Source organism: Rothia sp. HMSC073B08, from assembly GCF_001812975.1.
Classification (GTDB): domain Bacteria; phylum Actinomycetota; class Actinomycetes; order Actinomycetales; family Micrococcaceae; genus Rothia; species Rothia mucilaginosa.
Genome location: NZ_KV811044.1, coordinates 50,778 through 63,887, shown reverse-complemented (window position 1 = coordinate 63,887; position 13,110 = coordinate 50,778). Strand labels below are relative to the sequence as shown.

The following is a 13,110-nucleotide window of genomic DNA, read 5'->3' as shown; positions in this document are numbered from 1 at the left end:
AGGTGACCCCGGGGTGCCCCGCTTTTTCGTGCTTGCTACCTAGGACGCCCGCAGGGCATCCGTATTGTGGGCACTCATATTTATAGAATTTTTGCTCTATTTTGCGCTGAATTTGCGCGTGGGGGCGCGTCAACGGTGACCGGGATGCGCACGGATTGGCTAAAAGTTCGCTAGGATTAGGTTGTGCCTAAAGTCAGCGAAGAATACAAAAAGAACAGGCGTTCTCAGATTGTAGAGACCGCCCGCGAATGCTTCATCAAGCACGGTTATCAGAAGGCTTCGATGAGCGACATTATTGCGGCCACCGGCCTGTCTGCTGGAGCAATCTATAACCACTTCTCTTCCAAGGATGAGATTATCCTGGCGGCAGCCCGCATGGACATGGCGCCCTTCGACCGCATCCGCGCCGAACAGCCCTGGGACTACGTGTTCGGGTGCCTGAAGGTGCTGGACACCCCCAAGATTCGCCGTCACCTACTCGTCACCTGGGGCGAGGCTGTGGCAATGCCGCAGCTGGCAACCGTGGTGTCTGAGCAGCTGAGCTACCTGCGCGATCAGTCCCTGGAACGCTACCGCGCCTGGGGTGCCGCTGAGCTGGACTTCACCGAAGAGGAGCTTGAAGAGTGGCTGACCGTTATCGGTGCCGCGGTGCTGTCGGTGCTGACCGGCTACGTGGTGCAGACCCAGCTGGTGGCTGGCGGTAAGAAGGAGAGCGCTCGCGAGGCGTACCTGGAGTATGCTTCCGCTATCCTGCGTCAGGCGTAGGGTGTGTAGATCCGCTTAACTGTCGCCAATCAGCCTGCCGGGGTGTGTTGTATGCCCCTCGCTGGTGTCGCGCCGACGCCGTAAAAACTTCATCATGATGCTTTGTAAAGCCCGTTTTTCTTCTCGAAGGAAAGCGGGCTTTACGGTATTATGAGGTGTAGCTCATATTTTTTCATTTAGGGTTTTCAACTGGAGGCGCGCGCCGCCTCCTGAAGACCGCCCGGCGCACGCCGCGGCAGCCCCGATGATGAGCGACCGAAGATAACGCAAAAACACTCCCAGGAGCGTAATGTCCGAGCAGAAGATCCTCGAGATGCCCCTCGCCGACCTCGACCCCGAGGTTGCAGAAGCCATTGAGCTGGAGCGCAAGCGCCAGCAGAACACCCTCGAGATGATTGCATCCGAGAACTTCGTCCCCCGTGCCGTCCTCGAAAGCCAGGGCTCGGTACTGACCAACAAGTACGCTGAGGGTTACCCCGGCCGCCGCTACTACGGCGGCTGCGAATTCGTTGACATCGTTGAGTCCCTCGCTATTTCCCGCGTGAAGGAACTCTTCGGCGCTGAGCACGCCAACGTTCAGCCCCACTCCGGTGCGCAGGCAAACAACGCCGTCATGCACGCACTGCTGAACCCCGGCGACACCATCATGGGTCTGTCCCTGGCACACGGTGGCCACCTGACCCACGGCATGAAGCTGAACGTCTCCGGCAAGCTGTACAACGTTGTCGCCTACAGCGTGGACGAGAACGGCTACGTTGACATGGAGCAGGTGCGTGAACTGGCTCTGGCTGAGCGTCCCAAGCTGATTATTGCCGGCTGGTCCGCGTACCCCCGTCAGCTGGACTTCGCCGCGTTCCGCGCGATTGCTGACGAAATCGGCGCGTACCTGTGGGTAGACATGGCTCACTTCGCGGGCCTGGTGGCTGCGGGTCTGCACCCGAACCCCGTCCCGCACGCACACGTGGTCTCCTCCACCGTGCACAAGACCCTGGGCGGCCCCCGTTCCGGCTTCATCCTCTGCACCGAGGAGCTGAAGAAGAAGATTGACTCCGCCGTGTTCCCCGGCCAGCAGGGCGGCCCGCTCATGCACGTGATCGCTGCGAAGGCTACCGCGTTCAAGGTCGCCGCATCTGACGCGTTCAAGGACCGTCAGAAGCGCACCGTTGAGGGCGCACAGATCCTGGCGAACCGCCTGCTGCAGCAGGACGTGAAGGACGCCGGCGTTTCGATCGCTTCCGGCGGTACCGACGTTCACCTGGTGCTCGTTGACCTGCGCGACCACGCCCTCAACGGCAAGGAAGCAGAGGACTTGCTGCACCAGGCTGGTATTACCGTCAACCGTAACGCCGTGCCGAACGACCCGCGCCCACCGATGGTGACCTCCGGTCTGCGTATCGGTACCCCCGCTCTGGCGACCCGCGGCTTCGACGCTGAGGGCTTCACCGAGGTAGCCGACATTATCGCTTCCGTACTGTTGCCGAACCCGGACATCGCTGCGTTGCGTGCCCGCGTTGAGGCACTGTGCGCCAAGTACCCCCTCTACCAGGGCAGCGAGAACTGGTAGACCCATGAATGACCCCGTTCGCTCAGCATCCCTTCGTGGGCGCTGAGCGGGCGGGGTTATTTCGCCCTCTTACTTTTACCACCCTGCCCGCTACACCCGTCGAGGGACGTAGCGGGGGAGTGGTACCTCTAGGGGCGCACCCTAGAACTCAACACACAGACCGTCCGTTTCGGCGAACCCGCCGCAATCTATGGAAGGAAAAACAATGCCCCAGATTCTAGACGGTAACGCAACCGCCGCAGCCATCAAGGAAGAGCTGAAGGAGCGCGTCGAGGCGCTCAAGGCTAAGGGTATTACCCCCGGCCTGGGTACCGTGCTGGTCGGTGACGACCCCGCATCCCGCTCGTACGTGGGCGCTAAGCACCGCGACTGCGCAGAGATCGGTATTAACTCCATCCGTGTGGACCTGCCCGGTGACATCACTCAGGAAGAGCTCGACGCAGAGATCGACAAGCTGAACAACGACCCGGCGTGCACCAGCTACATTGTGCAGCTGCCCCTGCCCAAGCACCTGGACACCAACCGCGTGCTGGAGCGCATCGCCCCCGAGAAGGACGCTGACGGCCTGCACCCGACCAACCTCGGCAAGCTTGTGCTGAACGTTTCTGAGCCGCTGGATTCCCCGCTGCCCTGCACCCCCAACGGTGTCATTGAGCTGGTCAAGCGCCACGGCATCGACTGGAACGGTAAGAACGTTGTGGTGCTCGGCCGCGGCATTACCGTGGGCCGCCCGCTGGGTCTGCTGCTGACCCGCCGCGAGGTGAACGCGACCGCAACCCTGGCGCACACCGGTACCGAGAACCTGGACGAGGTGCTGCGCGAGGCTGACGTCATTGTTGCCGCTGTGGGTGTTCCGCACGTGCTGAAGGCTCACCAGGTCAAGGACGGCGCAATCCTGCTGGACGTTGGTGTTTCCCGTGCTGAGGACCCGGAGACCGGCAAGAAGAGGCTCTTCGGCGATGTCTCTCCGGAGGCTGCGCAGAAGGCGTCCTGGGTTTCCCCGAACCCCGGCGGTGTGGGCCCGATGACCCGCGCGGAGCTGCTGGTGAACGTGGTTGAGACCGCGGAGCGTCAGACGGCGTAAGGCCCGCAGCATTTTAGAGCTGAAATATTTCAGAGCTGATAACTCAAAAAGGGCGGTGCCCCGGTAGAACAATCTACCGGGGCACCGCCCTTCACACTGTCATCACAATCGAAAAGGCAGGTGCTAGAGAATCATCTCGTAGAAGTAGGCATCGGCAAGGTACAGGGTCTCTGCGTACTCTACGGGACTACCTTCTTCGGTGTAGCCGGTCGCGCAGACCTTGAACGCCGCCTCGCCCACGGGCACCTGCTGGTTGAACGCCTCGGCGTCGGCGTCGGTGAAGAGCGCCGCGCTGGTGCGTACGCGGGCGTGCTTAATGGCGTTGGGGGTGTCGGCAAGCTGGTCTAGCGAGCTCATCGCACCGGACATCTCCGCCATCATGGCGTCCAGGATGCTACTTGCGGCGGCCTTGACAAAGTAGGAACGCTCAAAGCCGATGACTTCGTGGTCGGCAAGACGCAGGCGGCGCACGAACAGCACCTGCTCGCCCACCGGCACGGATAGGTGGGTGGAGATCTCTTCGGTGGCGTCCACCCAGCGGGTCGCAATCATGCGGGTGGAGCCCTCAAAACCGCGGCGGCGCATATCGTCAACGAAGGTGTCCACGCGCGGAATGTAGGTGGCGTCGCTACGCTCGGCAACGTAGGTGCCGGAGCCCTGCACGTTGTAGAGCAGGCCGCGTTCAATCAGAACCTTCAGGGCGCTACGAACCGTCTGGCGGCTCACCCCAAAGTTCTGCTGAATCATGCGTTCGGTGGGCAGCTTATCGCCGGGCTTGCCGGGAATAATGTAGCGCTGCTCAATGTAGTGGATGACCTGCTCGTACTTCGGGCCGGGAATCGGGGGTAGCTCGTAGCGGCTCTCAGCGTTGTGAGCGGTACTTTCGGATGCGGTGGTGCCCGCAGAATGTGAGGGGGCACCGTGGTCGGTGGTCTGTGAGGAGTGTGAATTCATCACCCAATAGTTTACCGTTCAGCCAGAGAAAAAACGCGCACGAGTGAAAATTTCTCTTCCCTCAAACTGGCATAATTAAGACTATGCATTTTTCTAACACCCCTGCACCGCGCCCGAGCGGTCTGCTTCGCGTGGCAAGCGTGAATGTGAACGGTATCCGAGCCGCCTACAAGAAGGATATGGCGGCGTGGTTGGCGAGCCGTGACATCGACATTCTCTGCCTGCAGGAGGTGCGCGCACCCGACGCTATCGTGCGTGAGCTGCTGGACGAATCCCAGTGGCATATTCTGCACGCGGAGGCTGCCGCGAAGGGCCGCGCCGGTGTGCTGGTGGCGACCCGCCGCACCCCGAACTCGGCCGGTGAACTCCTGGAGAACCAGCCGGTAGCGACCCGTTCGAATATTGGCGAAGAGTACTTTGACGATTCGGGCCGCTGGGTTGAGGCGGACTACGTTCTGCCCAACGGCAAGACTCTGACCGTGGTCAGCGCCTATGTTCACTCCGGTGAGGTCGGCACCCAGAAGCAGGACGATAAGTACCGCTTCCTGGAGCGCATGCTGGTGCGCATGCCTGAACTGGCAAAGCACTCGGACCACGTACTCATCGTGGGCGATTTGAACGTGGGCCACACCGAGCTGGACATTAAGAACTGGAAGGCTAACCAGAAGCATGCCGGCTTCCTGCCGGAGGAACGCGCCTACTTTGACCGCTTCTTCGGCGATATCGGCTACCGCGATGTGGCTCGTGAGCTGGCGGGTCAGGTGCCCGGCCCCTACACCTGGTGGTCTTACCGCGGCAAGGCGTTCGATAATGACGCAGGCTGGCGTATCGACTACCACATGGCGACCCCGGCGCTCGCCGAAAGCGCCGTAGAAGCGGTCGTGGACCGCGCGGCAAGCTACGACGAGCGTTTCAGCGATCATGCGCCGCTCGTGGTTGACTACCGCATCGGTGAGTAAGACGCGGACCCACCTACAGATAAGTTTTTGAAGATGTGCTGCACCGTCCGCAGCACCACACAGGAAGAACTGCACAGGAAATAACTATGGCAGACGAAAAGAAGCAGGATAAGTCCCTCATCCCTAACGCCTCTCAGCAGAAGGCGCGTATCTACTCGGGTGCGCAGCCGTCGGCTGATTCGATGCACCTGGGTAACTATATTGGTGCTGTGAACAACTGGGTGGCGTTGCAGGACGACCCGAATAACGAATGTCTGTTCTTTATCCCGGATATGCACGCCATCACCGTTCCTCAGAACCCCGAGGAGCTGCGTGAGCGTACCCGCCTGACCGCGGCGCAGTATATCGCCTCCGGTATCGACCCGACCCGCACCCCGCTGTTCGTGCAGTCGCACGTGCCCGAGCACGCCCAGCTGGCGTGGGTTCTGAACTGCTTCACCGGCTTCGGTGAGGCGTCCCGTATGACCCAGTTCAAGGATAAGTCCCAGAAGCAGGGCGCCGAGAACGCCTCCGTGGGCCTGTTCACCTACCCGATTCTGATGGCTGCCGACATCCTGCTCTACCAGGTGGACGGCGTGCCCGTGGGCGAAGATCAGCGTCAGCACCTGGAGCTGACCCGTAACCTGGCGCAGCGTTTCAACTCCCGTTTCGGTGAGACCTTCGTGGTGCCCGAGCCGGTGATTCTGAAGGAAACCGCTAAGATTTACGACCTGCAGGACCCGACCTCGAAGATGTCCAAGTCTGCAGCCACCGACAAGGGCCTGATTAAGCTTCTGGACACCCCCAAGGTAACCCAGAAGAAGATTAAGTCCGCCGTGACCGATGACGGCTCCGTCATCGCCTACGACCGCGAGGCTAAGCCCGGCGTCTCCAACCTGCTCTCCATCTACTCGGCAATGACCGGCGAGAGCATCGATGAGATTGTGGCACGCTACGAGGGCAAGATGTACGGCCACCTGAAGGTTGACCTTGCCGATATCGTGGTGGAGCGCCTCACCCCGGTGCGTGAGCGTACCCTCGAGCTGATGGACGACCCCGCCGAGCTGGACCGCCTGCTGGCTGTGGGCGCATCCGCTGCCCGCGAGATCGCTACGGTCACCATTGAGAACGTGTACAAGAAGGTTGGCTTCCTGCCTGCCGCAGCAATCTAGCGCGCTGTTCAGCCAAATCGGCTGAGACGCCGCATTACCTGCACGATTGAGATGACAGCACAAGAGAACTCTTTGAGCCCCACGACGGCTCCTGTATCCCCGACCCTGAAACCCGGTCGCCGCTACCTGAGCGTTATTGCGCACGTGAGCGGTGAGAATGTTCAGCGCCTGGAAGAGTGGAAGCGCGCGGTAGCTGGTGGTGCGGTGGCGCCTATCAGCACCCACGTGACCGTGTACCTGACAGAGCTGAACGAGTCTCTATTGGCTGCGGTGCAGTCCCCGCAGTTCCGCGAGGCGCTGGACACGCCGCGTTTTGAGGCACGCTGGGGTTCGGTACACTCCTTCCGCCCGGTAACCGAGGTGGAGTACCTGAACCTGGAGGCGGGTAAAACCGAGTTCGAGCAGATTCACCAGAAGCTGGTTGAGCTATTCGGTGCCGGCGCGGCATCCTTCCCCTACGTGCCGCACGTGACTCTGGGCCACGGCTTGAGTGAGGAGCAGGTGGCGAACGCCCGCAAGGTGTTTGACGCTCTGCCCGCCGAGCAACGTACCTTCACCGTGGATCACCTGCACTGCTACTCCTACGATGGGCAGAACTGGGAAGAAATTGGGGGTCTGCCGTTGCGTTAGTAGCTGGCGCATAAACCCTGCATGCACAAAGAGAGATGCGACCGATAGGTTATCGGTCGCATCTCTCTTTATGTTTTCGCTAGGTTTGCTTCAGCGTGAGAACCATAGCGGGAGTGGCCCTCGCCAGACTCGCCGGATTAGTGTGCGTCAGCGGAAGCCGAGCCGTGAGCTTCTGCGCCGTGTGCCTCTGCCTCAACCGGTGCAGCGTTCGCAGAAGAAACACCCAGGATCTCGTTCGGGGTCTTCGGAAGCTCCACGCTCATCAGCTCCTTCGGTGCTGCCGGGTTCGACAGGGACACCGCAATGAGCTTCTTGGTCGCCGGATCGGTCACGTAGGCGGTCTTACCGTCCACCCACAGTGCCGGACGCTCGTCCTGCCACGTCTCAGACTCGGTCCACGCCTCCATGAGCTGTACGGAGCCCAGCTCAGTGCCGGTCGCCGGATCGAAGACGCGCAGCTTACCGTCGGTGGTCAGCAGCAGGGCCTCACCCTGGGGGCCGCGACCCAGCGAACGGAAGGTGTAACTCACGCCAGAAGGCAGGGAGTAGACGGTGCGGGTTGCCGCAACGGTGTCGATGATGGAGAACTTCTCGGGGCGCTCCAGTTTAGCGTCCTTATCGGTCTTGTAGTCCGCCAGAACGTACTGGGAATCGGCCTTACCCGCCTGGTTGCCCGAGCGCGAGTACGGGTCCTCGGGGTTGGTGATCTTGGTGAACTTGCCGTCCTTGTAGACCAGCGCGCCGTCGGTGCAACCGATGGTGAATGCACCGTCCTTGGCGATGGCTTCACCGTGAACGCCGGGGCAGGCGGGGCTCTCGGTGACAGTCTTGCCCTGAGCATCCACAACAGCGGCACCGGTGCGGGTCTTGGAGTCGCCGACCGCTACCAGGTACTGGTCGTTGGGCAGCGGGATTGCGAAGCCGTGGTGAGGCTTCGGCAGGGTGACGGTCGTGGTCTCCAGGGAGGAGGCGGTGCGCTTGTCGTGGGTCAGCTTCGCCGGGTCGTACACGGCGAAGGAGCCGGTGCCGTCAGCGAATGCCGCGACCTTGCCGTTGTCCTTGATGACGTGACCGGTGTGGTCAGCCGCCAGAGACAGCGAAGACAGCGACGGGGAAGTGGTGTAGTAGTGCGAGTGGTCGCCGTGCGCTACGGACCATACGCCGGTGTCCAGGAAGGTGTAGCTGTTGCCGTCTGCAACGACGAGGTGGCGGTTATCGCCAGCGTCAGAGAGGCGCAGGAAGCCTTCCTTGGGGATGTCTGCGAGCAGCTTCATGTCCTTGGCGTCGTAAACGAGCACGCCGCCGTCGTAGGTGATGGCAACGCGGCTTGCCGCGCCCTTGCCTTCGGTGATGGATGCGGGGGTAGCGCTCGCGGAGGTGGAGGCGCTGGGGCTGGTCTGTGCGTTCTGGGCGGTCTGGGAGCCGCAGGCGGTCAGTGCGAGGGCGGCTACAGCGCCGAGTGCACCGGCGCGGGTGAGGAAAAACTTACGGGTCATGTGCATGCACCAAGATTAACATGAGAATGGTTCTCTATAGTGGTTGATCCTTGGCTCGTATCAGACTCTGGAAGTGTAGCCCACGCCGGGTGCGTAAGGCATTCCGACCCCCGCCCAGCCGCAGGGAGCATCCTTCCATGCCCCACTAGGCAAAAGCCTTGAATCTACCTGCAAAATGACCCATTAGGGCAAAAGAAAACCGGCTCCCTTCCGAAAAGAAGAGAGCCGGTTTCTAGAGGTATCTTTTGCTCGAGTAAGGCTCATGTACCTACTCAAGGCCAAAAATTTAGAGGAGGTTGTTCAGACCTCGCGCCTTGACCTCGCCCACGGCATCCTTGACAGCCTGTGCCTTGGAACGCGGTGCGACCAGCAGAGCATCGGGGGTGTCAACCACAACGATATCGTCCAAGCCAATCACGGAGATCTTGCGCTCGGTGTTCGCGACAATAATGCCGGAGCAACCGTGGTTAATGACGTTGTCCTTCTCGCCGAGGATGGTCAGCTCTTCGCCGCTCTTCTCGGTGTTCAGGCGAGCCACAGCGTCGAAGTCTCCAACGTCGTCCCAGCTGAAGGAGCCGGGAACCATGGCGACGTCACCTGCGGCTGCGGCGGGCTCTGCCACGGCGTAGTCAATAGCGGTCTTCGGCAGAGTCTCCCAGACACGCTCCATAACGGCCTCGCGCTCGGGGGTGTCCCAAGCGTTAGCAATCTCCATAATGCCTGCGTACAGCTCAGGCTCATTCGCCTCGAGGTGCTTGAGCATCAGGGCGGCAGGTGCCACGAACATGCCTGCGTTCCAGGTGTATTCACCGGAGTCCAGGTACTTCTGTGCGGTGGCGGTGTCCGGCTTCTCCACGAAGGTGTCCACTGCGTGTGCGTTGGGAGCACCCTCGATGCCCAGGGGCTCGCTGGCATGAATGTAGCCAAACGCGCTGGAAGGCTCGGTGGGGGTAATGCCGATGGTGACAATCTTGCCGGTTGCCGCGGTGGTGACAGCTTCGGTCACCACACGGTGGAACTCATCCACGGGGCTGATGACGTGGTCAGCTGCGAAGGAGCCGATGATGGCGTCCGGTTCGCGGCGGTAGATGATAGCGCAAGCCAGACCGATAGCTGCAGCCGAGTCCTTGGGGGAGGGCTCCAGCACCAGGTCAGCGGCACGCAACTCAGGAATCTGCTGGGTAACCGCATTGGCGTGCGAAGTGCCGGTAACTACCATGACGGAACCGTTGCTGAGATCGATGAGACGGTCGTAGGTGTCACGCAACAGGGAATTGCCCGACGAGGTAAGGTCGAGCAGGAATTTCGGGGCATGCGCGCGGGACAGGGGCCACAAACGCGAGCCAACACCGCCGGCGGGAATAAGCGGGCGGAATCGAGTGAGTGCAGTATTCATCGCTTCAAGAATAGCGGGTGAATTTGTCATATATCGAATTCTTTTAGGTTTTAACAAAAAAGTGTCAGGCGGCTCTCATTTAGGTGATGTTTGAGGTTAGGTTAAGGTAAGTTCCGTACAAACACAGGGGATTAGGGGATATCGTAAAGAAAATGTGCCCTAATTTGCTTTTAGAACCTGTAAAAAAACCCTAAACAGGGTGTCAGTAAGCTGTGAATTTACCTGATATCTTGGAAGTAACAGACGAACAAAAGCAGTCGGTGAGCACACAGCTGTGCCTGGAAGCTGGGGCCTAAAAATGCGGTACCAGAACCCAGACGCTCGCCGTCGCAGCAGGAGGTTATTCAGTGTTGAATGGTTCTAAAGGAACCCTCTACCGCGGCCGCTGGGGCATGTGGTCCTGGGTTGCTCATCGCATTACCGGTATCGCGATTTTCTTCTTCCTTCTTGTACACATCCTAGATACTGCCGTCGTGCGTATCTCCCCGGAGGCCTACAACGGTGTACTGAGCCTGTACAAGAACCCCATCATGGGCCTGGGCGAGACCGCGCTTGTCGCCGCCATCGTCTACCACGCGTTCAACGGTATTCGTATTATCCTTATTGACTTCTGGGGTAAGGCAACCAACTCGCACGTGGAGCACATCCAGGCGAAGAACAAGGACGGCAACGTCGAAATCAGCCAGAAGGCAACCTACATGCACATCAAGATTCTCTGGGTTGTGCTTTTCCTCTGGGCAATCACCGTTGCTGGCTTTGCCGCACGTCACCTGCCGATCGTTTTCTCGCACATGGGAGGTCACTAAACTATGGCTACTCCGCTTAAGCCCCGCACCTATGTACCCCGTCTGCGTGACAACCGCATCGACGGTGTGAAGTACAACCGCTCCTCCTCCAAGCGCAACAACTTTGAGATGTTCGCTTGGCTGGGTATGCGCCTGTCCGGCGTCGTACTCGTCGTGCTGATTTTCGGTCACCTGTTCTCCAACCTCATGGTCGGTGACGGTATCCACGCCATCGACTTCGGCTTCGTGGGCGGCAAGTGGGCTAACCCCTTCTGGCAGGTCTGGGATTTGCTGCTGCTCTGGCTGGCTATGCTGCACGGTGCTAACGGCATCCGCGTCATCATCGATGACTACGCTGAGAAGGACCGCCTGCGCGTTTGGCTGAAGATCATCCTCTTCGCAGCATGCGCATTCGTCCTGCTGATTGGTACCCTCACCATCTTCGCGTTCGACCCCTGCCCCTCCGGCGCAGCGGCTGAACTGCTCCCCAGCTTCTGCTCGGCACGCTAACGGCGACGTATCCGAGACAAACGAAAACATCTAAAACACAGAAAGAACATCATGCAGGTACATAAGTACGATGTAGTGATCGTCGGTGCCGGTGGCGCAGGTATGCGTGCCGCCATTGAGGCCGGTCAGCGAGTTCGCACCGCGGTACTGACCAAGCTATACCCCACCCGCTCCCACACCGGTGCTGCACAGGGTGGCATGTGCGCCGCTCTGGCTAACGTTGAAGAGGACAACTGGGAGTGGCACACCTTTGACACCGTCAAGGGTGGCGACTACCTGGTCGACCAGGACGCAGCAGAAATCATGGCTAAGGAAGCTATTGACGCTGTGCTCGACCTGGAAAAGATGGGTCTTCCCTTCAACCGAACCCCCGAAGGCCGCATTGACCAGCGCCGCTTCGGCGGTCACACCCGTGACCACGGTAAGGCTGCTGTGCGCCGCGCATGCTACGCAGCTGACCGTACCGGCCACATGATTCTGCAGACCCTCTACCAGAACTGCGTTCGTCACAATGTGGAGTTCTACAACGAGTTCTACGTTCTCGACCTGATCCTGGTCAAGGACGAAGAGGGCAAGCCCCGCCCCGCTGGCGTCGTCTCCTACGACCTGGCAACCGGCGAGGTCCACGTCTTCCAGGCTAAGTCCGTGATCTTCGCATCCGGCGGTTGTGGCAAGATCTTCAAGACCACCTCCAACGCACACACCCTCACCGGTGACGGCATGGCTATCGCACTGCGTGCAGGCCTGCCCCTGGAGGACATGGAATTCGTTCAGTTCCACCCGACCGGTCTGGCTGGCCTGGGCATTCTCGTCACCGAGGGTGCTCGTGGTGAAGGCGGTATTCTCCGTAACGCTGACGGTGAGCGCTTCATGGAGCGCTACGCACCCACCATTAAGGACCTCGCACCCCGCGATATCGTGGCACGTGCAATGGCAAACGAGGTGCGCGAAGGCCGCGGTTGCGGTCCCCACAAGGACTACGTGCTGCTGGACCTGACCCACCTGGAGCCCTCCCACATCGACGAGAAGCTGCCCGATATTACCGAGTTCGCTCGTACCTACCTGGCAGTGGAACCGCACCACCAGCCCATCCCGGTGTTCCCCACCGCGCACTACGCAATGGGCGGTATCCCCACCAACAACGAGACCGAGGTCTACCGCAACAGCGAAGAGACCATCCCCGGCCTCTACGCAGCTGGTGAGGTTGCTTGTGTGTCCGTCCACGGTGCAAACCGTCTGGGCACCAACTCCCTGCTGGACATCAACGTGTTCGGTAAGCGTGCAGGCCGCAAGGCTGCAGAGTACGCAGCATCCGCTGAGTTCGTGCCGGTTCCGGATGATGCAGCAGATCGCGTTCTGAACATGCTCAACGGCATCCTCGAAGGCAAGGGCACCGAGAAGGTCGGCGCTATCCGCGCAGACCTGCAGAAGGCTATGGAAGCTGACATGCAGGTGTTCCGCACCGACGAGACCATCCGCGCAGCACTGGCAACTATCGCTGAACTGGAAGAGCGCTACAAGAACATCGCCATCCAGGACAAGGGCAAGCGCTTCAACCTCGACCTGCTCGAGGCTGTTGAGCTCGGCTTCCTGATTGAGCTGGCAAAGGTCATGTCCGTTGGCGCGCTGCACCGTAAGGAATCCCGTGGTGGTCACTACCGCGAGGACTTCCCCAAGCGTGACGACGTTAACTTCATGAAGCACTCGATGGTCTACCTCGACCCCGAATCCGAGTTTGAGGGTGTTAAGGGCCTGCGATTTGATACCAAGCCCGTTGTCTACACCCGCTACGAGCCGAAGGAGCGTAAGTACTAAA

12 protein-coding genes are annotated in these 13,110 nt (G+C 60.3%); 9 read left to right on the top strand and 3 right to left on the bottom strand.

Features of this window, described 5'->3' with window-relative positions:
* Positions 1-183: 183 nt before the first annotated feature.
* The 3 genes from HMPREF2884_RS00290 to HMPREF2884_RS00280 all read left to right on the top strand — a co-directional run bounded on the left by HMPREF2884_RS00290 (position 184) and on the right by HMPREF2884_RS00280 (position 3,413).
* Positions 184-765 carry a TetR/AcrR family transcriptional regulator gene (locus HMPREF2884_RS00290; RefSeq protein WP_005506809.1) on the top strand — a complete coding sequence of 194 codons (582 nt, stop codon included), beginning with the start codon at positions 184-186 and terminating at the stop codon, positions 763-765.
* Between the two features lie 289 nt (positions 766-1,054).
* Entirely contained in the window at positions 1,055-2,329 is a 1,275-nt protein-coding gene (glyA, locus tag HMPREF2884_RS00285; protein ID WP_070614710.1) for a serine hydroxymethyltransferase, read from the top strand.
* A 205-nt stretch (positions 2,330-2,534) separates the two neighbouring features.
* The gene (locus HMPREF2884_RS00280; RefSeq protein ID WP_070614708.1) at positions 2,535-3,413 is read left to right on the top strand and encodes a bifunctional methylenetetrahydrofolate dehydrogenase/methenyltetrahydrofolate cyclohydrolase; all 879 of its coding nucleotides are present in this window, start codon (positions 2,535-2,537) and stop codon (positions 3,411-3,413) included.
* 123 nt (positions 3,414-3,536) lie between these two features.
* Here HMPREF2884_RS00280 and HMPREF2884_RS00275 read toward each other — a convergent pair whose 3' ends face one another.
* On the bottom strand, positions 3,537-4,370 hold the full coding sequence (locus HMPREF2884_RS00275; protein WP_049327895.1) for a GntR family transcriptional regulator: 834 nt from the start codon (positions 4,368-4,370) through the stop codon (positions 3,537-3,539).
* Positions 4,371-4,450: 80 nt separating this feature from the next.
* Between HMPREF2884_RS00275 and HMPREF2884_RS00270 the strand changes: the two genes are divergently transcribed.
* The 3 genes from HMPREF2884_RS00270 (at position 4,451) to HMPREF2884_RS00260 (ending at position 7,107) form a co-directional block, all read left to right on the top strand.
* Positions 4,451-5,326 (top strand): exodeoxyribonuclease III, encoded by an 876-nt coding sequence (locus tag HMPREF2884_RS00270; RefSeq protein ID WP_070614706.1) that lies wholly within the window; start codon positions 4,451-4,453, stop codon positions 5,324-5,326.
* An 86-nt stretch (positions 5,327-5,412) separates the two neighbouring features.
* A complete protein-coding gene (gene trpS, locus HMPREF2884_RS00265; RefSeq protein ID WP_070614704.1) occupies positions 5,413-6,477 on the top strand; it encodes a tryptophan--tRNA ligase in 1,065 nt (354 codons plus the stop codon).
* 72 nt (positions 6,478-6,549) lie between these two features.
* Positions 6,550-7,107: a 2'-5' RNA ligase family protein gene (locus HMPREF2884_RS00260; protein ID WP_246827897.1), complete on the top strand. Its 558-nt coding sequence runs from the start codon at positions 6,550-6,552 to the stop codon at positions 7,105-7,107.
* Between the two features lie 137 nt (positions 7,108-7,244).
* Here HMPREF2884_RS00260 and HMPREF2884_RS00255 read toward each other — a convergent pair whose 3' ends face one another.
* Together HMPREF2884_RS00255 and HMPREF2884_RS00250 are read right to left on the bottom strand one after the other, a co-directional pair.
* Positions 7,245-8,609, bottom strand: coding sequence for a hypothetical protein (locus HMPREF2884_RS00255; protein WP_070614700.1), 1,365 nt, complete (start codon positions 8,607-8,609; stop codon positions 7,245-7,247).
* Positions 8,610-8,889: 280 nt separating this feature from the next.
* A complete protein-coding gene (locus HMPREF2884_RS00250; RefSeq protein ID WP_070614747.1) occupies positions 8,890-9,999 on the bottom strand; it encodes a mannose-1-phosphate guanylyltransferase in 1,110 nt (369 codons plus the stop codon).
* Positions 10,000-10,346: 347 nt separating this feature from the next.
* Here HMPREF2884_RS00250 and sdhC point away from each other — a divergent pair, with 347 nt between their 5' ends.
* From sdhC to sdhA, 3 genes are read left to right on the top strand one after another with little or no spacing between them, the layout of a single operon-like run.
* Positions 10,347-10,805: a succinate dehydrogenase, cytochrome b556 subunit gene (sdhC, locus tag HMPREF2884_RS00245; RefSeq protein ID WP_005508964.1), complete on the top strand. Its 459-nt coding sequence runs from the start codon at positions 10,347-10,349 to the stop codon at positions 10,803-10,805.
* A 3-nt stretch (positions 10,806-10,808) separates the two neighbouring features.
* Positions 10,809-11,294, top strand: coding sequence for a succinate dehydrogenase hydrophobic membrane anchor subunit (locus tag HMPREF2884_RS00240; RefSeq protein ID WP_049338686.1), 486 nt, complete (start codon positions 10,809-10,811; stop codon positions 11,292-11,294).
* Between the two features lie 51 nt (positions 11,295-11,345).
* Positions 11,346-13,109, top strand: a complete 1,764-nt coding sequence (sdhA, locus tag HMPREF2884_RS00235) for a succinate dehydrogenase flavoprotein subunit (RefSeq protein WP_070614699.1) — start codon at positions 11,346-11,348, stop codon at positions 13,107-13,109.
* Position 13,110: the final 1 nt, after the last annotated feature.